The organism is Klebsiella sp. JN_Kp122 (assembly GCF_040062085.1).
Taxonomy (GTDB): domain Bacteria; phylum Pseudomonadota; class Gammaproteobacteria; order Enterobacterales; family Enterobacteriaceae; genus Klebsiella; species Klebsiella aerogenes.
The window spans coordinates 280,764-302,067 of sequence record NZ_JBEAHW010000001.1 but is presented as its reverse complement, the minus strand read 5'-3'; the positions used below and the strand labels follow the sequence as shown (position 1 = coordinate 302,067).

Annotated in this window: 17 protein-coding genes; all 17 read left to right on the top strand. The window is 57.4% G+C overall.

Going from position 1 to position 21,304, the window contains the following annotated elements; genetic code table 11:
- Position 1: 1 nt before the first annotated feature.
- The gene (tssM, locus tag ABLU78_RS01525) at positions 2 to 3,613 is read left to right on the top strand and encodes a type VI secretion system membrane subunit TssM (protein WP_048228762.1); all 3,612 of its coding nucleotides are present in this window, start codon (positions 2 to 4) and stop codon (positions 3,611 to 3,613) included.
- A 16-nt stretch (positions 3,614 to 3,629) separates the two neighbouring features.
- A complete protein-coding gene (gene tagF, locus ABLU78_RS01520) occupies positions 3,630 to 4,337 on the top strand; it encodes a type VI secretion system-associated protein TagF (RefSeq protein WP_015366557.1) in 708 nt (235 codons plus the stop codon).
- A gap of 11 nt (positions 4,338 to 4,348) precedes the next feature.
- Positions 4,349 to 5,359 carry a type VI secretion system protein TssA gene (gene tssA, locus ABLU78_RS01515; RefSeq protein WP_015366558.1) on the top strand — a complete coding sequence of 337 codons (1,011 nt, stop codon included), beginning with the start codon at positions 4,349 to 4,351 and terminating at the stop codon, positions 5,357 to 5,359.
- Between the two features lie 75 nt (positions 5,360 to 5,434).
- Positions 5,435 to 5,959 (top strand): type VI secretion system contractile sheath small subunit, encoded by a 525-nt coding sequence (tssB, locus tag ABLU78_RS01510; protein ID WP_015366559.1) that lies wholly within the window; start codon positions 5,435 to 5,437, stop codon positions 5,957 to 5,959.
- Positions 5,960 to 5,962: 3 nt separating this feature from the next.
- Complete coding sequence (gene tssC, locus ABLU78_RS01505) at positions 5,963 to 7,462, top strand: type VI secretion system contractile sheath large subunit (RefSeq protein ID WP_015366560.1); 1,500 nt, start codon at positions 5,963 to 5,965, stop codon at positions 7,460 to 7,462.
- A gap of 324 nt (positions 7,463 to 7,786) precedes the next feature.
- Positions 7,787 to 8,269: a type VI secretion system tube protein Hcp gene (locus ABLU78_RS01500; RefSeq protein WP_015366565.1), complete on the top strand. Its 483-nt coding sequence runs from the start codon at positions 7,787 to 7,789 to the stop codon at positions 8,267 to 8,269.
- A 55-nt stretch (positions 8,270 to 8,324) separates the two neighbouring features.
- Positions 8,325 to 8,867: a hypothetical protein gene (locus ABLU78_RS01495; protein ID WP_045387945.1), complete on the top strand. Its 543-nt coding sequence runs from the start codon at positions 8,325 to 8,327 to the stop codon at positions 8,865 to 8,867.
- Positions 8,858 to 9,265 (top strand): putative T6SS immunity periplasmic lipoprotein, encoded by a 408-nt coding sequence (locus ABLU78_RS01490; protein WP_072044726.1) that lies wholly within the window; start codon positions 8,858 to 8,860, stop codon positions 9,263 to 9,265. Before ABLU78_RS01495 ends, ABLU78_RS01490 begins: the two co-directional genes overlap by 10 nt.
- A gap of 80 nt (positions 9,266 to 9,345) precedes the next feature.
- Positions 9,346 to 11,073, top strand: a complete 1,728-nt coding sequence (tagH, locus tag ABLU78_RS01485; RefSeq protein WP_020078755.1) for a type VI secretion system-associated FHA domain protein TagH — start codon at positions 9,346 to 9,348, stop codon at positions 11,071 to 11,073.
- On the top strand, positions 11,073 to 11,867 hold the full coding sequence (locus tag ABLU78_RS01480; RefSeq protein WP_015705455.1) for a protein phosphatase 2C domain-containing protein: 795 nt from the start codon (positions 11,073 to 11,075) through the stop codon (positions 11,865 to 11,867). Before tagH ends, ABLU78_RS01480 begins: the two co-directional genes overlap by 1 nt.
- Positions 11,868 to 11,888: 21 nt before the next feature.
- Positions 11,889 to 12,872, top strand: coding sequence for a hypothetical protein (locus ABLU78_RS01475; RefSeq protein ID WP_045387942.1), 984 nt, complete (start codon positions 11,889 to 11,891; stop codon positions 12,870 to 12,872).
- A 9-nt stretch (positions 12,873 to 12,881) separates the two neighbouring features.
- Positions 12,882 to 13,676: a type VI secretion system accessory protein TagJ gene (locus tag ABLU78_RS01470; protein WP_045387940.1), complete on the top strand. Its 795-nt coding sequence runs from the start codon at positions 12,882 to 12,884 to the stop codon at positions 13,674 to 13,676.
- Entirely contained in the window at positions 13,673 to 14,236 is a 564-nt protein-coding gene (gene tssE, locus ABLU78_RS01465; RefSeq protein ID WP_015366570.1) for a type VI secretion system baseplate subunit TssE, read from the top strand. The genes ABLU78_RS01470 and tssE overlap by 4 nt, the downstream gene beginning before the upstream one ends.
- A gap of 2 nt (positions 14,237 to 14,238) precedes the next feature.
- Entirely contained in the window at positions 14,239 to 16,110 is a 1,872-nt protein-coding gene (gene tssF, locus ABLU78_RS01460; protein WP_015705451.1) for a type VI secretion system baseplate subunit TssF, read from the top strand.
- Entirely contained in the window at positions 16,107 to 17,150 is a 1,044-nt protein-coding gene (tssG, locus tag ABLU78_RS01455) for a type VI secretion system baseplate subunit TssG (RefSeq protein ID WP_048228761.1), read from the top strand. Before tssF ends, tssG begins: the two co-directional genes overlap by 4 nt.
- Positions 17,151 to 17,199: 49 nt before the next feature.
- Complete coding sequence (gene tssH / locus ABLU78_RS01450) at positions 17,200 to 19,818, top strand: type VI secretion system ATPase TssH (protein ID WP_048228760.1); 2,619 nt, start codon at positions 17,200 to 17,202, stop codon at positions 19,816 to 19,818.
- A gap of 24 nt (positions 19,819 to 19,842) precedes the next feature.
- Entirely contained in the window at positions 19,843 to 21,267 is a 1,425-nt protein-coding gene (locus ABLU78_RS01445) for a serine/threonine-protein kinase (protein WP_048228759.1), read from the top strand.
- Positions 21,268 to 21,304: the final 37 nt, after the last annotated feature.

The window sequence follows — 21,304 nt, the reverse complement described above, 5'->3', positions numbered from 1 at the left end:
GATGCTGACACTTCTGCTTTCCATACTGACCAACCGGCTGCTGTGGGGTTTTCTCGGCGCCACGGCGGTGGCGGCCGTCATCTGGATGATTGGCCCGCTATTGTCGATTGTCGATACCCGGCCGCTGGAATCGGAACAAAACCGCGTTATATCTATTGCGCTGGTGTACCTCATCTGGGCGCAAAGCCACATTCTGCCGCGCCTGTACAACGCCTGGCTCAACCGCAAGCTGATGGATAACCTGAAGGAAGAAACACCGAAGGGCAACGATCCGCAGCAGCGCCTCAATAGCGAAGACCAGATCCTCGCCGATCGCTTTGATGAAGCCGCGCAAATGTTGAAAAAAGCGCACTTCAGTAAAACCGGTAATGGTCAGTGGACCCAGCGCTTTAGCACCCACTATCTGTATCAGCTGCCGTGGTATGTGATTATTGGCGCATCTGGCTCCGGTAAAACCACCGCCTTAGCCAACTCCGGGCTGCAGTTTCCGCTAGCCGACCGCTTCGGTAAAACGGCGTTACGCGGTATCGGCGGCACGCGCAACTGTGACTGGTGGTTTACCAACGAAGCCGTGCTGCTGGACACCGCCGGGCGCTATACCACCCAGGAGAGCGAGCAGGCGCAGGACGCCAGCGAGTGGCTGAAGTTTATGGGGTTATTGCGGAAATACCGCCGCCGCCAGCCGATTAACGGCGTTATCGTCACGGTAAGTATCTCCGATCTGTTAACGCAATCGACGGAGGCCTCGCGGCAGCAGGCGGTTAATCTGCGCCAGCGTCTCTCTGAACTACATGAACAATTGGGTATTCGTTTCCCGGTATACGTACTGGTGACGAAGGCCGATCTGCTTAAAGGCTTCCGCGCCTGGTTTGCCGGTTACGACAAGGCGCAGCGCGATCAAATCTGGGGCTTCACTTTCCCGTGGGAGCAGGCAAGCCTTGCCGACTTCGATCTGATGGGCCGCTTTACCCAGGAGTTTGCGCTGCTGCAACAACGGCTTGAAGCCGGGCTGCCGGATACGATGCTGCAAGAGCATGATGCCAAAACCCGCGCCGAAGCCTGGCTGTTCCCGCAAGAGTTTGCGGCGTTGCGACCGCTGTTAGCGGACTATCTTAGTACCGTTTTTGCCCGCTCTAACTTTGAAACCGAGTTTTCACCGCGCGGCATTTATTTCGCCAGCGGCACCCAGGAAGGGTTACCGTTCGACCGCGTGATGGGCGAACTCAATCGCGCGCTGTCTTTGCCGCAGGGAAATGAAAACGACAACTGGGACTCGGTCAGTAAAGAAGCGCCGATCCCCGGCGCCAAGGGCCAGAGTTATTTCATTAAAAACCTGCTGCAAAACGTGATTTTCCAGGAAGCCGGCATCGCCGGGCAGAACCGCTGGTGGGAACTGCGTAACCGCGCGGCGATCTGGTCAGGCTATGCGGCGCTCGCGGCGCTGTTAATCATTTCATGCGTACTGTGGCTGACCAGCTACGGCAAAAACAAGGCCTACCTGCAAGAAATCTCGGCGAAGGTGCCGCAGGTTGAGCAGCAGAGCAAAGCGCTGCAAAACCCCGAGCAGCGCGATCTGTTCGCCATGCTGCCGCTACTCAACGGCCTGCTGGAATTGCCGAAGAGCGCCGATTTTGACGTCAACGACCCGCCGGTTAGCCGCCGGATGGGGCTCTACCGCGGGAATGATGTCAGCGACGCCTCGCAGACGCTGTATCAAAAAGCGCTGCAGCAAATGCTGCTACCGGATGTCGCCATGCGTATCACTACCTGGTTGCGCAACGACAACGGCAGTGACGCCGAATATAGCTACGAGGCGTTAAAAGCCTATCAAATGCTCTATCAGCCCAAGCAGTATGACGGCAAGTTTTTACTCTCCTGGGTGATGCTTAACCTGCAGCGTAACCTGCCGCAAAACGTGACGCAGGCGCAGCTACGACAGCTGGAAGGGCATCTGGTCCAGCTACTGGAACCGCAAATCCAGTCCTCGCCGTATGCCAAAGACGATGCGCTGATCGCCCGCGAACGGGCGTTGATTAACCAGCAACCGCTCTCCTCAAGAGTGTATGGTCGGCTGAAACGTCTGCTTGAGCATGACGACAATCTGAAAGCGGTCTCGCTGGCGACGCTCGGCGGGCCGCAGAGCGAACTGGTGTTCTCGCGTAAAAGCGGTACACCGATCGCAGAAGGCGTGCCAGGGCTGTACACGCCAGATGGCTACTGGCAGGTGTTCAATAAACAGATCGATAACGTGACCAGCGCGCTGCATGAAGATGATATCTGGGTGCTGGGCGCCGCCAGCGCGTCGGAAGATAAGCAGCAAACCGATAACGCCGTCCGCCAGCTCTATATGCGTGATTTTATCGCCAACTGGGATCGCTTCCTCGCCGATATTCAGCTCAACAATAGCGCCGATCTGTCATCGCGGATCAACACCGCGCGCCTGCTTTCCGCCAGTAACTCGCCGCTGCGCCGGCTGGTTATCAGCCTGAGCCAGGTGCTGAACCTGGCGCGCGCCGAGCCGGATACGGTTAAAAGCGAAAGTTCAGCCGAGCAGGGCAACCGTGCGACCCGAACGCTGGAAGCGCTTTTTCGCCATGATGAGGGCGGCGCAACCCAGGGCGCGGCGCTTAGCCAGACGCCGGAACAGCTGGTAACCGAACACTACGCGCCGCTGATCGAGCTGGCGCAGCCGTTGGAAAAGGGCGGCAAAACGATTGTGTTTGACGACTTCCTCAAACAGATCGACGAACTTTATCGCTACTTGACCGCGGTACAGGATGCCGCCAACAGCGGTATGCAACCGCCGGGCGGCGATGCGATTAGCCGTCTGCAGGCCAGCGCCGGGCGTTTACCGGGCGGCCTGCAAACCATGTTCAGCAAAATGGCGGTCGGCGCCAGCAGTGATACCCAGCGCCGCGATCTCGATAACGTACGTAAACGGATTAACGTGGAAGTCGGCGGATTCTGCCGCCAGGCTATCGCCGGGCGCTATCCGCTGGTTCGCAGCGCCAGAAGCGAAGTCACGCCGGACGATCTGGCGCGTATGTTCGCGCCGGGTACCGGCATGATGGATACCTTCTTCCGTGACAACCTGACCAATAAAGTCGATACCACGCAATCAAGCTGGCGTTTTATGCCCGGCATCGATGGCAAAACGTTGCCGGGTAGTGAAGGGTTATTAAGGCCTTTCCAGCAGGCGCAATCGATCCGCGACGCGTTCTTTGCCAATGGCGCGACCACGCCGTCATTTAAAGTGACGGTGCGCACCATCAGCATGGACAACCGGATCCTCAACCTGACGCTGGATGTTGATGGCCAGCAGTTGCGCTACAGCCACGGTCCGCAGGCGGTGCAAATGATGAGCTGGCCAGGGCCGGGCGGCACCAATCAGGTGCGTATGCAACTCGGTCTGGCCGATGGTACCACCTCGACGCTGGTGACCAGCGGCTCATGGGCGCTGAACCGCTTTTTTGATAAAGCGCGCACCGCGCCCGGCAGCAGCAGTTTGAGCCGTCAGGCAACGTTTAACGTCGATGGTTATCAGGTCACGCTGGAGTTTGCGCCGAACAGTATTCGCAATCCGTTCCAGCTTCCCCGTTTCTCATGTCCATAACCGCAAGGAAAGCCGAATGACTCACGCCCCTGCGATGAGCTGGTACGGGAAACTCCCCAGTACCGGCGATTTTTTACAACGTCGATTTCCGGACATGCTGGTTCGCCAGTGGTCGCAATGGTTTCAGGTGGGGCTGTTGGCCTGGCAACAGGAGCAACAGCGTAGCGGCGAACGCCAGTTCAGCAACGCGCCGGTGTGGAATTTTATCGTCCCGCCGATGTTGAGCGGCCAGATGGTACAGATGGGGTGTCTGATCCCCGGACGCGATCGGGTAGGCCGCCAGTATCCCATCTGCGCGCAAATGGCCTTCAACCCGCTGGAGTGGTCGCCTTCAATCCTCACTCAGGCCGGAGAGTGGTATCAGCAGGTGGGCAGAACGCTGCTGCATGCGGTACGTAATGGCTTTTCCGCTGAACAACTTGACCAGGCGCTACTCGCCATTCCGGCGCCAAAGCTGGTAGAGGCGGAAAAGCGTTCGGAAATACTCGACGTGATTGGCTATCAGCAAGATGGGCAAAGCTCCCTTGGCTGGCAGCAGGCGGCGGACTGTTTTGATCCGCAGCGTCAGACCAGTTTTTGGTGGACCAACCGCGCCGATGGTTATCCGCTCTATACCCACGTCCATAGCGGTAATTTGACCGGCCAGCTGTTCACGCTGCTGTTTGATCCCGCCGGGGGCGCGAGACCGGGCCGTCACGGTCTGTATCCGCCGATGTTTGAATAAGCAGGTAGGCCATGAATATTGATGAATTCCTTGCTCCGGTTAGCGCGGAGCAGCCCTGCGGTGAAAACCTCGAATATGACGCCGATTTCCAGGCAATGGAACAAGCGATGCAGGGTAAAGCCGAGCAGCAGTTCGGCGACACCATTATCCCGGCGGAACCCGCTGACTGGACGACGGTAGAAAAGCTGGCGGCTGGGCTACTTAGCCGCACCAAAGATTTACGCGTCATGCTGGCGCTGACTCAGGCGTGGACAAAACGCCGCGGCCTGAGTGGTTACGCGGATGGCCTGCTGCTGGTGCAACAGGCGCTGTCGCTTTACTGGCAGCCTATCTATCCGCTGCTGGAAGAGTATGGCGAAACTGATCCGTTTTACCGCATCAATGCGCTCGCGGGGCTAAGCGATAAATCAGCGCTGACCAGCGCGTTACGCAATGCCGTGCTGTTACGCAGTAATGGCGATGAACTGCTGCTGCGCGATGCGCAGGCGCTGCTCGATGGCAGTAAAACCGAATGCGCGGATTATCCCGGCGGCCGTTCGCGATTGATTGATGAACTGGCCCGCGGCGGACAGCCGGGGATAGACGCCATCCTCGCCATTCACCAGCGCTTGCAGACCATCCGCGAAATATTATGCGATTGTCTGGGTGAAAGCGGCGTGCCGGAAATGGAACAACTGCAGAAGACCGTCGGTATCGTCGCCGGCGCCTGCCAGATAACCGATATTTCGTCCTTTCACGCGTCCCGCGAGGAGAGTGCCGTGAGTGAACATCAAGCGATTCCCGACGCGCATGCGCCGTCAGCCGTTGACTGGCGCAGCGCGCAAATCAGCAGCCGCGCCGAGGCGCAGCAAATGCTGGAAAAAGTAAAACAGTACTTCGCCCAGCACGAACCGAGTCACCCTGCGCCGCTGATGATTGAACGGGTACAGCGGCTGATTGAGCTGGATTTTATGGACATCATCCGCGATTTAGCGCCGGACGGCGTTCATCAACTGGAAAACATTTTTGGACGTCGCGACTGACGCGTCCGGACATTATGGCGACAGGCATAAGGTCTGGCGCTCAACCTTTACCGCGCATCTTCGATGGAGAACATCATGGCAATAAGTAAAAGTGGGCAGAAATTTATCGCACGCAACCGTGCGCCCCGCGTACAGATCGAGTACGACGTAGAGATTTATGGTGCGGAACGCAAAATCCAGCTTCCGTTTGTAATGGGGGTAATGGCGGATCTGGTGGGTAAACCGGTCGACAACCAACCCGCGGTCGATGAACGTAAGTTCCTCGATATCGACATTGATAACTTCGACGAACGTATGAAAGCGCTGAAACCGCGCGTCGCTTTCCAGGTCGACAATACGCTGACCAACGAAGGCAAACTGAACGTCGACTTAACCTTCGACAGCATGGACGACTTCCTGCCGGATGCCGTGGCCCGCAAAGTGGAGCCGCTGAACAAACTGCTGGAAGCCCGTACCCAGCTTTCGAATCTGCTCACCTATATGGACGGCAAAAACGGCGCGGAAGAGCTGATTGCCAAAATTTTGCAGGATCCGACGCTGCTCAAATCGTTGAGCCAGATGCCGAAACAAGATGACAGTGCGAAAGGTAGCGAGGAGTAATCGATGAGCAACCCGACTCAACAACATGAGCAGCAGTCCAGCCAGGCCTTTAGCCAGGATGAATTCAGCGTGCTGCTGAACAAAGAGTTTCGCCCGAAAACCGACCAGGCGCGTTCCGCCGTTGAGAGCGCGGTAAAAACCCTCGCGCAGCAGGCGCTGGAAAACACCGTCACGTTTTCCAACGACACCTATCGCACCATCCAGAACCTGATTGCCGGTATCGACGAGCAACTGTCGCGTCAGGTGAATCAGATCCTGCATCATGACGAGTTCCAGAAACTGGAAAGCGCATGGCGCGGCCTGAGCTACCTGGTCAACAACAGCGAAACCGACGAGATGCTGAAAATCCGCTTTATGAGCATCTCCAAGCAGGAGCTGGGGCGCACTCTGAAACGTTACAAAGGGGTGGGCTGGGACCAGAGCCCGATCTTTAAGAAAATTTATGAGCAGGAGTACGGCCAGTTTGGCGGCGAGCCATTCGGCTGCATCGTTGGCGATTACTATTTCGACCATAGTCCGCAGGATGTGGAATTACTGGGCGAAATGGCGCGAATCGGATCGGCTGCGCATTGTCCGTTTATTACCGGTACCGCACCGGAAGTGATGCAGATGGAGTCCTGGCAGGAGCTGGCGAATCCGCGCGACCTCACCAAAATCTTCCAGAATACCGAATACGCCGCCTGGCGTTCGCTGCGCGAGTCGGAAGACGCGCGTTATCTGGGGCTGGTGATGCCGCGCTTCCTGTCGCGCCTGCCGTACGGTATTCGAACCAACCCGGTGGACAGTTTTGATTTTGAAGAGCAGACCGACGGCGCGGATCACAACAATTATGCGTGGGCCAACTCGGCGTATGCGATGGCGGCGAACATTAACCGCTCGTTCAAAGAGTTTGGCTGGTGCACCTCCATTCGCGGCGTGGAATCCGGCGGCGCGGTGGAAAATCTGCCTTGCCACACCTTCCCGAGCGACGATGGCGGCGTGGACATGAAGTGCCCGACCGAGATCGCCATCAGCGATCGCCGCGAAGCGGAGCTGGCGAAAAACGGCTTTATGCCGCTGATCCATCGCAAAAACTCCGACTTTGCCGCCTTTATCGGCGCGCAGTCGTTGCAGAAACCGGCGGAATATCATGATGCCGACGCCACGGCTAACGCCCGTCTGGCTGCGCGTCTGCCGTACTTGTTCGCCTGCTGCCGTTTTGCTCACTACCTGAAGTGCATTGTGCGCGACAAAATCGGCTCATTCCGCGAGCGCGATGACATGGAACGCTGGCTGAACGACTGGGTGATGAACTATGTCGATGGCGATCCGGCTAACTCGTCGCAGGAGACCAAAGCGCGCAAACCGCTGGCGGCCGCTGAAGTGCAGGTAGCGGAGATCGAAGACAACCCGGGTTACTACACCGCGAAGTTCTTCCTGCGTCCGCACTACCAGCTGGAAGGGCTTACCGTGTCGCTGCGTCTGGTTTCCAAGCTGCCGTCGCTGAAAACCAAGGAAGCGTAATATGATGCCGCCGGGAGGCGACTCCCGGCAGGTACCACGCCATGGAACTACACCGACTGCAAAGAAATATGGTTTTGGGAAATTAACTTCCCAGATAATCATCGGTGATCCTAATAAAACCTGGAGTCAGGATAACCCGCATTAATTTCAACTTTGCATTCCTGCTATTTCACAGCATGAGTGTTAAGACCAGCAATGGGCTTAAGCCTGTTGCTCTGAGGCAGAGGTAAAATATGGATGGTTTTATTCAGCCCCATGCTTTCCTGTTTGCCATATAAGTGCTTTTTCGAAAGCAATAATTTTCATTAACGAAGAGTAGATATTATGGCTATTGATATGTTTCTGAAGGTCGAGGGTGTAACCGGTGAATCAAAAGATTCTAATCACACCGGTTGGACTGATATTACCTCTTTTTCCTGGGGCGCATCCCAGCCGGGTAATATGAGCGTGGGCGGCGGTGGCGGTGCGGGTAAAGTGAATTTCAACGACCTGCACGTAAATGCGCTGATCGACAAATCCACCACCGCGATTCTGAAGCACTGCTCCAGCGGCAAGCACCTGACCAAAGTTGAACTTTCGGTCTGCAAAGCTGGTGGTCAGCAGGTTGAATATGCGCGAATCACCCTCGAAGATGTACTGGTGACTTCCGTGCAGTACACCGGCGCCGATAACGGCGACACCGTTGGCGTAACTTATGCCTTCCAGGCGGCGAAAGTGAAACAGCAGTACTGGGAGCAGACTTCCGCTGGCGGTAAAGGGGCAGAAAGCAGCGCCGGCTGGAATATCAAAGAAAATAAAGAAGCATAATTGCTTACGTGCCGGGGATTTTCCCCGGCCATTCCCAATCAAGGAGGAAGGATACATGGCAAATTTGCAGGAAGGGGGTTGTCGTAGTCTTACTATCGGCGAGATAGCATTGGCACGTTTGGTTTTTGGCGACGCAATAAAATATTCTGAAGTTAAAGTACATAATAAAAGTTACTTACCATTTAACATGCAATCAAATAATGTTGCAATGACGCCTAATGGTGAAATGTATTTCCGAGAGCCGCATTATCGTGATGATTTTTCAACTGAGCCTCCTCGATATAAGCACTGGTTTATACACGAGATGGTTCATGTTTTGCAGCATCAGATTGGAATGAATGTTCGTACCAGAGGGGTATTCAGTTGGGCAGTGAGTTATAATTACTCTTTACCTCCAAACAAGAAATTGTCGAACTTTGGTATGGAACAGCAGGCATCTATAATTTCAGATTATTATTATCTAATTAATTACGGCTTGGGCGATTTTGTAAACATCACAGGTTTTGCGGGGATTATTGGACCAGATCTAAAAGATAAATATTTACAGGCGTTATCTTTGTTTATTAAAAACCCTAAAGATCGGCGGGCATGGTTATGAGTAAATTTTTTATTATATTGGCGTTCACAATCATGATAAACGCCTGTGTACCTCACCCGGCACAATATCAGACGTTTTCAGTAACACTAAAAAACAATGAACCTTGTTTTGCTCTCCCCATTAACTCAGGGCTGGAAGCGCCTATTACTAGTTCTTCGCCCACTATTATGAAAAAAACTGGCAATGAATGGAAACTAATATCACCGCCAGCGACGTTCAGCCCTACGGTGATGTTAAATAGCCAGCAGTGTCACCAATGGAGTGGTATTACATGGCAAGCTGGAGAATATGATGTTGCGCTAAAGGTGTCTGGTAAAAACGATTCCGTTCGTTATGGTGCTCGATTCTCCTTAGTAGAAAGTGCTTCAGGGCAATTTAAGCTTACACAAACTGAATAAAATGTGTCCCCGCAAACGCCGCCGTTCTTATTTCGAGAGCGGCAGCGTTTGTGCGCCAATCATATCAGCAGGAATAGGCTATGCGATTCACGATTATTTCGACCAAAGCCGGTCATCAGCCCCCGCAGGGCAGCTGTGACTTTTACGCGCCGGGCGGTACCATTGGGCGCGGCACGGACAATAACCTGGTGCTACCGGATGACGACCGCGCCATTTCTCGCCTACAGGCCATCGTTCACGTGGCGGCAGACGGCGAGTGCAAAATTACCAATCGCGGCAACGTGACGCGGGTGGTACTCAACGAGATCCCGCTGGAGCGGGGGCGTCAGGTTGAACTCCAGGATGGCGATATCCTCGCCATTGACGACTATCGCATCGAAGTCAGCGATCTGCTGCAGGATAGCCAACCGATAAGCCGAATGGCGGCGAGCGGTCAGCCGCCTGTCACTACGAAACCGTCGACACCAGCGCCATCCGCAGCGCCCACCGTGGCGGAAGCCGCGCCAACCGCGGTACCGTCAGAAATCTGGGATAGCCTGATGCAGGAATTCTCGATTGCCGACAGCATCTCCAGCAGCCGGGCTAAGCCGCAGGCCGATAATGCGCCGAATCCCTTCGCTGAGCCGAAGCCTGCTGAACGTAATCCGGAAGATCCGCTGGCGATGTTCGCTGATAGTGAACCTCTGTTTGAGCGCCCGCCGGTGGCGACGGACGACCTGTTTGCCGATGACACCCCATTTGATCGCGACAGTATTTTTGCCGACGTTACGCCAACGACGCTGGTGCCGCCAGTTGAAAAACCGGCTCAGCCTGTCGCCGATGAGCCGCAGGCAGAATTGGATCCGCTGGCGCTCTTTGGCGGCGACGCCAGCGCCAAAACCGCGCGTCATGACGATCCGCTGGGGCTTATGGGCGGCGCGCCGCTGACATCGGTAGATGCCTTCAGCAACGAAGAGCCTGCTAAAACGGTTGCCGACGAGCCTGATGCCGCTTTTGATTCGCCATTATTGATGGCCCAGCCGCCGCAGGAGCCGCCCGCTGCAGCGCGTGAAGAAGCGCCGGAAATAACCTTACCGACGCCGCAGGCCGTGGCGCGGCAAGCCGCCCAAACGCCAAAAGGGCGCTTGCGTATCGATCCCGTACGTCATGAACATCAGGCGACCAGCACGCCGCAGCCGGGTAACGGCGAAGTGCTGCAGGGAGAGCTACTGGAAGCCTTACTGGAAGGCATGGGGCTCGGCGATATGCAGCCGGTGCCGCAGTTCGACAAAGAGAATATGCGGCAGCTTGGTCAAATGCTGAGCATGTTCTCGCAGGGAACCGTCGCGCTGCTCTCTTCGCGTTCGATCCTCAAACGCGGCGTCAAAGCCGATATGACCATGGTACTGGACGACGCCAATAACCCGTTCAAGCTGTTACCTTCGGGCAAAACCGTGCTGATGCAGATGTTCGGCGCGCGGATGCCGGGCTTTATGCCGCCGAAAAAATCGGTGCGCGATGCGTTGATTGACCTGCAGGCCCATCAGTTAGGGATGATCTCGGGGATCCGCGCCATTATTGCCGCGATGCTGCAGTCCTTTAATCCCGAGCAGCTGGAAGAAGAGGCTAAGCGCGATGGCCATACTTCGCGCCTGGCGCTCCCGGCCAGCCGCAAAGCGGCGTTATGGGACTATTTTGTCCGTACCTACGGCGAAACCGCCGGGGAAATTGAAGACGATTTCCACACCCTGTTTGGCGAAGCGTTCCTCTATGCCTATGACATGGAAGTGAACCAGTACAAAGACTCACAGAGCGGATCGGAAGAATAATGGACATTACCACGGCTTCTCTTTCCCGCCAGGGAACGCGCGCCAGTAATCAGGATCAGACAGGCGAATGCGTCGGTGAGCGCTCCGCCTGCTTTGTGGTCTGCGACGGCATTGCCGGGTTGCCCGGCGGCGAGGTGGCGGCGGAACTGGCGCGCAACGCGATTCTGGATCGGTTTGACGGCGATAATCATCTGAACGCCCAGACCATTCGCCAGTATGTACAGCAGGCCAACGGCGCCATTCTCCAGCAACAGCAGGCGACGCCGGATTATCGGCGAATGGGCACTACTCTGGTGAGCCTGTTTATCGATCGCGATTATAAGCTGGCCTATTGGGCCCACGCCGGTGATAGCCGGTTATACCTGTTTCGCCGCGGCTGGCTGTACCACGTCACCACTGACCACAGTCTGGTCCAACAGATGAAAGATGCCGGACATCAGACCGACGATATTAACAGCAACCTACTGTACCGGGCGTTAGGCATGGCCAGCGACGGTGCGGAAGCCAGCTATAGCGATGTGGTGCCGGTCGAAGACGGCGATGCCTTTTTGCTCTGTACCGACGGTTTCTGGCACGGCGTCGGCGAAGAGCAGATGAAATCCTCCCTGCAGATGGTTAATACCCCGCAGGAGTGGTTAACCCTGATGAATCAGTATCTTCAGAGAAACAATGACGGCGACCAGGCTTCGCAAGACAACTACAGCGCCGTCGCGGTATGGATGGGCAGTCCGGAAGAGGCGACGCTGCTGCACTCGCTGGCCGACGCCGCGCAATTTTTCCCCCTGCGGGATTGAGACAGGCTAAGAAGGATTTTTATGAAACATTGGATATTGGGTGCGGCACTATTTGCCGCCACCGGCGTCGCACAGGCGGAAAACTACCGTATCGTGCAATCGCCTTCGCAAAAACTGGATGTCTGGATCGATAACATCAAGGGTAATACCGCGCAGAGCTGGTGCGCTAATGAAGTGGCGCTACGCATCGTCGCCAACGGTAACAAGAACGTTAAAATACTGGATAACTTCCTGCCACGCGTCGGCGCGTTAATGGAGCATCAGTGTTCGCGTTTACAGCAGCTGAACTGGACGCTGGTTGACGCTAACAATGGGCATATTGCCCAGGGAAGCGCGGCGAAAAACAAAAAATGGGCGGTAAAAGTCGCGCCCGCCGAGACCGCCGAGGCGGCGGAAAAGCCCGTCGCGCCAGCCTGGCTGCCGCCGGAAGAGAAGGCGGAAAAACTGTCTCCCGCCGCCGACCGCACGCCGTGGCAGGAGTTCACATTGCAGGGCGGCTGTCGACTGCGCACCTTCTGGCAGGAAAACGCCGCCGCTTTATTCATCCCCGCCGTTGAATCCGGTAGTTGCGAAAAGGGCGGCTGGCTGAGCGGTCGCACCGTCATCACTCAATCCGTTAACGGTAAAGAAAAGCAGAGCACCGTGACCTTCGTACACGGCTTCCCGGTCCTGGGTCTCAATGCCGCCGCTGACCCCAATAAACTACTCATCACCGCGGTCAATAATCAACGCATGGTAGTCAGCAATGAAAACGCTCAACAAAGCTGGATGATCCTGCCCTATGTCGCCGGGCAAAACGGTTGGCAGATGACCGGCACGCTGGCTATCGAAATGTCCCAGGAACTGGCCAACGATCCGTCGCGTCTACAGGCGCGGATAGAGGCGGCGCGTAGCGTCTGGACGCCGTGGCTGGCGCCGGATATTAAACTCAACGTTGTGCTGATCGACGGCCTGCACCCGCTGCTGCGTAACCCGGCGGCCGGCGCATGGCGCGCGGCAAACTAAGGAGCGACGATGAACACGCTATATCAACAGCTGGCTGGCGAAAGCGTCGGCGCGGCGCTGCAGCGCCTGGAAAGCGAGATCAAAAGCCGTCCCGCCGATGCCGATTTACGTGCGGCGTTCGTCCAGTTTCTATGTCTGAGCGGTAACTGGACGCGCGCGTTGGCGCAGCTAAAAAGCTGGCTGGCGCTGAAGCCGCAGGCCCAGCCAACGGTCACTCTGCTGGAACAGAGCATTCAGGGCGAGCAGCAGCGCGATGCGGTATTTGCCGGCAGCGCCCGCCCGCAGATGCCGGACAGCCAGTGGCCGTGGCTGTCTGCACTGGCCTCCGCGCTTTGTTCCGATTCAGAAACCGCCCAGCGACAGCGGCTGGCCGCCTTTGAACAGGCGCCCCTTAATCCTGGCAATCTCAATCAGGCGGATACCCCCGCGGTCGCTTTTCACTGGTTGATGGACGGCGACGCGCGTCTGGGCCCGGTTTGCGAACTTATCGTCAATGGCCGGTATTGCTGGCTGCCGTTCGCCGCTATCGCCGAAATTCGTTTTCAGGCCCCGGCGAGCGTCACCGATCTGGTGTGGCGCCATGCGCTGGTGCGCCTGACCGATGGAAGCGAGCAGGTGTGTCAGATCCCCGCGCGTTACCCTGTCACGCCGCAGGCGGAAGCACGCTTCCAGTTGGGCCGCGCCACCGAGTGGCAGCCGCTGGACGACGAAGGCGCGCTGTATCAGGGCCATGGGCAGAAAGTATGGCTTAACGATAACGATGAATTCCCGATTCTCTCTCTCGACGTGGTGAGTTTTGCATGAACAAACCGGTACGCGACGGTGACGCGCTGCGCAGCGGCTGGCAGGCGCGTAGCAAACAAGAGACCATTGGCGCCCGCGATAAGATGCAGCCATCGCTGCTCGACCGCCTGACCGATAATCAGCCGCAGAAAAAATCGGAGCCGCTTAACAGCAACCTGATCACCCACAGTACGCTGCGCCGTCACGTGCTGCGCGATCTGCAGTGGCTGTTTAATACCATCAATCATGACGATCCGCAGGCGTTGGACGCGCTGGCGCACGTGCGCCGTTCGGTGGTTAATTTCGGCGTCGCGCCGCTGGCCGGGAAACGGATGTCGGATATTGAGTGGCAGGATATTCAGCGCAAACTTACCGAGGCGATTATCAGCTTCGAACCGCGCATTCTGCCGCAGGGGCTGCAGGTCCGCTGTATTTCTGATACCCAGTCACTGGATTTACATAATGTCCTGTCGATTGAAATTAAAGGGCGGCTGTGGTGCGTACCGTATCCATTAGAGTTTCTGTTCCGTACCGATGTGGATCTCGAAAATGGCCACTTTGAATTGAAAGACGCGGGGTAACGATGGAAGGCAAACTGCTTGAATATTACAACCGCGAGCTGGCCTATCTGCGTGAGATGGGCGCTGAATTCGCCGAACGCTATCCGAAGGTTGCCGGCAGGTTGGGCATGCGCGGTATTGAGGTCGCCGATCCTTACGTTGAGCGGATGATGGAGGGGTTCGCCTTTCTGACTTCCCGCGTGCAGCTAAAAATGGACGCCGAATTCCCGCGTTTTTCACAGCGCCTGCTGGAGATGATCGCGCCCAATTATCTGGCGCCTACGCCGTCGATGGCGATTGCCGAACTGCAGCCGGACATCAATAAGGGCGATCTGAGTAAAGGTTTCGTGGTGCCGCGCGGTACGATGATGGACAGCCAGGTACTGAAGAAAAACGGCGTCACCTGTAGCTATACCACCGCGCACGATGTCACGCTGTTACCGCTGCGTATTGAGAAAGCCGAACTTGGCGGGATCCCCGCCGATGTGCCGCTGGCCGCGCTTGGGCTCAGCCAGCGCGGCGCCGTCAGCGCTTTGCGCCTGCGTATAAGCTGTGAAGGGGCTCAACATCTTGGCCATCTGACCTTTGACCGGCTGGCGTTTTTCTTAAGCGGCCCGGATATTGAGGCGCTGCGCCTGCTGGAGCTGATTCTTGCCCACCAGGTCGGCGTGGTGTGCCAGACCACCGGGCGCGATCCGCTGCGTTTTTCGCTGAGCGAAGAGGCTATCCAACAAGAGGGTTTCGCCGCCAATCAGGCGCTGTTACCGGAAGATCTTCGCAATTTTGACGGTTACCGGTTGCTGCACGAATACTTTGCCTTCCCGGCGCGCTTCCGCTTTATCAGTATTAACGGCCTCAGCAAGTTAATCGGCCAGTGCAAGGAAGAAAAATCCTTCGATATCATTATTCTGCTGGATAAAACCGACGACCGGCTGGAACAAGTGGTGGAAGCTAACCACTTCGCGTTGCACTGCACGCCGGTGATTAACCTGTTTCCGAAAATCGCCGCCCGCCAGTCGTTGAGCGACAGCCAACATGAATACCATCTGGTGGTCGATAACATCCGCCCGCTGGACTACGAAATCTATTCGGTGAGTAAAATTCACGGCAGCGCTGATGGCCACCGCGACGATCGCGAGTTCCGTCCATTCTGGAGTTCATGGAGCAAGGATGCCGGAGATTATGGCGCTTATTTTTCACTGCGCCGCGAACAGCGGGTGCTTTCCGAACACGCGCTGCGCTATGGCACGCGTACCGGCTATACCGGCTCTGAGACCTTTGTCTCACTGGTCGATGAGCAGCATGCGCCGTGGCAGGAAGATCTGCGTTACATCACCGCCGAGGTGCTGTGCACCAGCCGCGACCTACCGTTGATGCTACAACAGGAGCTGGGGCAATTCGTGCTGGCGGATTCGCTACCGGTAAAAACATTGAAAATGCGTAGCGGCCCGACGCCGCCGCGACCGGCGCTGGCGGAAGGGCTTAGCACCTGGCGGCTGATAAGCCAGCTGCAGATGAACTATCTCAGCCTGATGGACGGTGAAAATGGCGAAGGCGCAGCAGCGCTGCGCCAGTTGCTTGGGCTGTATGCCGGGCTGGCGGAGACCGCCGTGGCCCGCCAAATCGAAGGGGTACGCCACTGCGTGCTGGAGCCGGTTCATCGCCGGGTGCCGGAGCCGGGGCCGATCGTCTTCGCCCGCGGTATCGGCATTACCTTGACCGTTGACGAGCGCGCTTTTTCCGGCGCCAGCCCGTGGCTGTTTGGCAGCGTACTGGAACGGGTCTTTGCCCGGTTGGTGTCGCTCAACAGCTTTACCGAATTCACCTTATGTAGCCAGCAGCGCGGCGAAATCGGTTACTGGGCGCCGCGAATGGGGAAAAGGGCGCTGATATGAGTGACACGTTGGCTACCATTCATCGCCTGACGCCGCTGGCGGACGTTTTCTGGCGCGAGGTTACCGCCGCGCCCTGGCGCTACGATCTTTTTCATCTGCTGCGCCGCATTGACGCACAAGGGGGCGAACGTTATCCGCTTGGGCGCGCGCCGCTGCCGAAATTTGAATCGCTGCGCATCGGGCAGACGCCATCAATGGGGTTTGCCCCCGCGACGCTAGCCAGCGCGCAAAAACGGGCAAATAGCGCGGTGCATGAGATATCGATTCTCAGCTTCGGTCTGTTCGGCCCCAATGGCCCGCTGCCGGTTCATATGACCGAATACGCCCGTGAGCGTATTCATCATCATCAGGACGACAGCCTGAGCGCTTTTGCCGATCTCTTTCATCACCGCCTGACGCTACTGTTCTACCGCGCCTGGGCCGACGCGCAGCCAACGGTATCGTTAGACCGTGCGGACAACCGCCGCTTTGAGCGCTATCTCGCCTCACTCATCGGCATGGGCCAGCCGGGGCAACTGGAGAAGGGCGACCTGAGCCCGCATGCGCGTTTCACCCACGCAGGCCATCTCAGCCGCCATGGTCGGGATCCGGAAGGGCTGGAGAAGATCCTGCGAAATTACTTCAAAGTCCCGGTCAACATTATCAGCAACGTGCCGCAATGGATGCCGCTGACCTCGCGAGAACAAGCGCAACTGGGGGCGGGAAGGCGTTTACCTCGCCTGGGCGTCTCGGCGTTTCTCGGCGTCGCGGTACGCGATGTTCAGCATAAATTCCGCCTTGAAATCGGCCCGCTTAGCGCCGCCGAATACGCCCGTTTTCTGCCGGGCGAAAACGCGGTAAACGAATTACGCGACTGGATCCGCCAGTATCTTGGGATCGAATATGCATGGGATGTCAGGGTGCTTATCCGCGGCGATGAAATACCCGCTACGGTCCTCAGCGGCGACGGCAAACTGGGTTACAGCACCTGGCTTGGCCACCAGCCAGCCCCCGCGCCGCGTGGCGATTTAGTGTTTAGCGTGGAGCAGAGCGACGCCTGATGTTGTCTGCTCTCTGACACCTTTATTAATGTTATCAATGGAACCGAACATGTCAGAAATCAGCCGTGCCGTACTCTTCGGCAAACTGGATACGCTGTTGTTTACCTCGCTGGAAAGCGCAACCGCCTTTTGTAAACTGCGCGGCAACCCTTACGTTGAGCTGGTGCACTGGCTGCATCAACTGATGCAGCAGCAGGACGGCGATCTGCAACACATTATCCGCCATTTCGCCCTTGATGAGCAGGCGCTGACCCGCGATATCATCGCGGCCCTGGATGCGCTGCCGCGCGGCGCCAGCTCGGTCTCCGACCTTTCTGAGCATATCGATAGCGCCGTCGAACGCGCGTGGGTTTATGGCTCGCTGAAATATGGCGTCAACCGCATCCGCGCCGGCCATTTGTTAATAGGGCTGCTGAAAACCTGGAATCTGGCTAACGTTCTGAAAGGCATTTCGCCGCAGTTTAGCAAAATCAATGTCGATGCCTTGAGCGAGAGCTTTGAGACGTTGCTGGCCGCCAGTAAAGAGAGCCAGCAGGCTGTGGTGGAGACGGCCAATACTGGCGCGATGCCGACGCCGACGGCGCAGGGCACGCTGGCCCAGTACGGACAGAATCTGACGCAGCGGGCGCAGGAGGGCAAAATCGATCCGGTGGTCGGCCGTGATGAAGAGATCCGCCAGATGGTGGATATCCTGATGCGCCGCAGGCAGAACAACCCGCTGCTGACCGGGGAAGCCGGCGTCGGTAAAACCGCGGTGGTGGAAGGGCTGGCGCGGCGGATCGCCGCAGGCGATGTTCCGCAGCCGTTGCGTAATATTGAGCTGTGGCTGCTGGACATCGGTATGCTGCAGGCCGGTGCGGGCATGAAAGGCGAATTTGAAGCCCGTCTTCAGGCGTTAATTAACGAAGTGCAATCCAGCCCGACGCCGATCGTGCTGTTTATCGACGAGATCCACACCCTGATTGGCGCTGGCGGCCAGCAGGGCACCGGCGATGCGGCGAACCTGCTGAAACCGGCGCTGGCGCGCGGACAGTTACGCACCATCGGCGCGACCACCTGGGCGGAGTACAAAAAATATATTGAAAAAGATCCGGCGCTGACCCGCCGTTTCCAGACGGTGCAAATCCACGAGCCGGATGAAGAGAAAGCGTTGCTGATGCTGCGCAGTACCGTATCTCCGCTGGAGAAACACCATCGGGTGCTGCTGCTTGATGAAGCTGTCAACGCGGCGGTGAAGCTGTCGCATCGTTATATTCCCGCGCGGCAGTTGCCGGATAAAGCGGTCGCGTTGCTGGATACCGCCTGCGCCCGCGTCGCCGTCAGCCAAAGCGCGCCGCCGCCGCAGTTGGAAGATTGCCTGCAGCGCATTGCCGCCCTGGATGTGGAACTGGAGATTGCCCAACGCGAGAACCGGGTGGCGATTGGCGATGCTCAGCGCATTGAGCAACTCAAGCAGGCGCGTCAGCAGCAGGAAACCGAACGCGATACCTTGAGTCGTCGCTGGGAGCAGGAACGCGCGTTGGTTGATGAAGTCATCGCGTTGCGCGCGCAATTGCAGGAGGCTGATGACGACGCCCAGCCGGCGCTGCGCCAGACGCTTAATGAAAAACAGCTGGCGCTAAAAACCCTGCAGGGTGAGATGCCGCTGCTGTTCGCGGCGGTAGATGAGAACGTAGTGGCGGCGGTGGTCGCTGACTGGACCGGCATTCCGCTGGGGCGGATGGTCAAAAATGAAATTGACGCCGTACTGAGCCTGGCCGACACGCTCAACCAGCGAGTGATTGGCCAACGCCACGGGCTGGATCTGATCGCCAAACGTGTGCGCACTTCACGCGCGCGGCTCGACGATCCCAATAAGCCGGTCGGCGTCTTTATGCTTTGCGGGCCATCCGGCGTAGGTAAGACCGAAACCGCGCTGGCGCTGGCGGAAGCGCTGTACGGCGGCGAACAGAACATTATCACCATCAACATGAGTGAGTTCCAGGAGGCGCATACCGTCTCGACCCTGAAGGGCGCGCCGCCGGGTTACGTGGGTTACGGCGAAGGCGGGGTGCTGACTGAAGCGGTACGCCGCCGCCCGTATAGCGTGGTGCTGCTGGATGAAATCGAGAAGGCGCATCCGGACGTGCACGAAATTTTCTTCCAGGTGTTTGATAAAGGCTGGATGGAAGACGGTGAAGGCCGCCATATCGATTTCCGCAACACAATCATTATCTTAACGTCTAACGTCGGTACCGAGCTGATTAGCGCTATGTGCGCCGATCCGGATCTGATGCCCGAGCCGGAAGCGCTGAGCGGCGCGCTGCGTCAGCCGCTGTTACAGGTCTTCCCGCCAGCGCTGCTTGGCCGCCTGTTGGTGGTGCCGTACTACCCGCTGAGCGATGCGATGCTGGGGCAAATCGTGCGTCTGCAGCTTGCGCGTATTCAGCGCCGTCTGCAGGACAATCACAACATTGTCTGCGAGATTGACGACAGCGTCGTCGAGCAGGTGGTTCAGCGTTGTACCGAAGTGGAATCCGGCGGACGTATGGTCGATGCGATTCTGACCAACACGCTGCTGCCGCAGATGAGCCAAATTCTGTTAACCGCCAACCGTAACGATGAGCAGTTTACGCAACTGCGCATCAGCTATGCGCAAGGCGAGTTTCATTGTCAGTTTGCCGCGTAACACCATCAGAAAGTGAGTCTTAAGATGACGGATCACGAAAACAATCGGACTGTCCTGAACGCGCTGCCGGTCGGGTATCGTTTTAACGAATTTGAAATAAAGGAAGTGATTGGCGGCGGCGGTTTCGGCATTGTGTATCGCGCCTGGGACCATCAGCTGGAACGTACCATCGCGATAAAAGAGTTTATGCCTTCGTCGCTGGCGGTACGTAACGAAGATATGACCCTGGTACTGCGTAGCAAGCGCTTCAGCAAAGCGTTCTCCGCCGGATTAAACAGCTTTATCCAGGAGGCGCGGCTGCTGGCGCGCTTTAATCATCCCAACTTGCTGCACGTGCTGCGCTTTTGGGTTCAGAACGACACCGCCTATATGGGCACGCTGTTTTATAGCGGCACCACCTTGAGCCGCCTGCGCGAACAGCAGCCAAACCTCATCGATGAGGCATGGATCCGCCGGATGCTGCCGATGCTATTCGGCGCCATTAAAACCATTCACGACGCCGGCTATTTGCATCGTGATATCTCACCGGAAAATATCCAGATCCAGGATAACGGCCTGCCGGTGCTACTTGATTTCGGTTCGGCGCGCCGGACCATCGGTAATCTGTCCGACGAAACCGAAACCATGCTGCGCCCGGGGTATGCGCCTATCGAGCAGTATACCGACGATAATGACAGCGAACAGGGCGCCTGGACCGATATTTATGCCGTCGGCGCTGTGCTGCATACGCTGATCGTGGGTTCACCGCCGCCGGTGAGCGTGGTGCGGAGTATTCAGGACAACTATCAGCCGCTGGCGGAACTGAAGCCGGCGGGTTACTCGCTGCCGCTGCTACAGGCGGTGGATAAAGCTCTGGCGCTGCGGGTGGAAGATCGTCCCCAGTCAATCGACGCGTTCGCCGAGCTGATTGAAATGCCGGTGTCCAGTATCGATGACGTCTTGTCGGTCAAAAAAACCGGCACCATGCTGGCGCTGGTCGAAGAGGAAGAACAGGCGCCGGCCGCGACAGACTGGCGGCGCTATAAGGTTCCGGGGATGGTCGCCGCAGGCGTATTGGTCGGCATTATTGCCGGCGGTATGCTGTTCAGCGGCGGCGGCAGCGAGGCGCAACCAGCACAGAGCGCCAGCACCCAGCCGCCAGCGGCGGTTACGCCGCCGGTAACAACGCAGACCGCTAACGCGCAGACCGCTCCGCCCGTTGCTGTTCAAGAGAGCAAACCTGCCGCCGCGGCGGCGCCTGTTGCTCAGGTTTACGTGCGCATGCGGGAAGGGGAAAAGCTCAAACTCAATGGCGAACCACATAATACGCAACCGGCCACAAACGGCTTCGCCTCGCTGAAACTGGCGCCGGGACATTATGAAATTACCCTGCAGGGTAATGGACAAACCCGCGAGCAGACGCTGGATATCGCCAAACCGGGAACCTGGCTTATTAATCCATCGAGCTAGATGGCGCAATTGAGAGCGAAATCCACCCGCCAGAAAT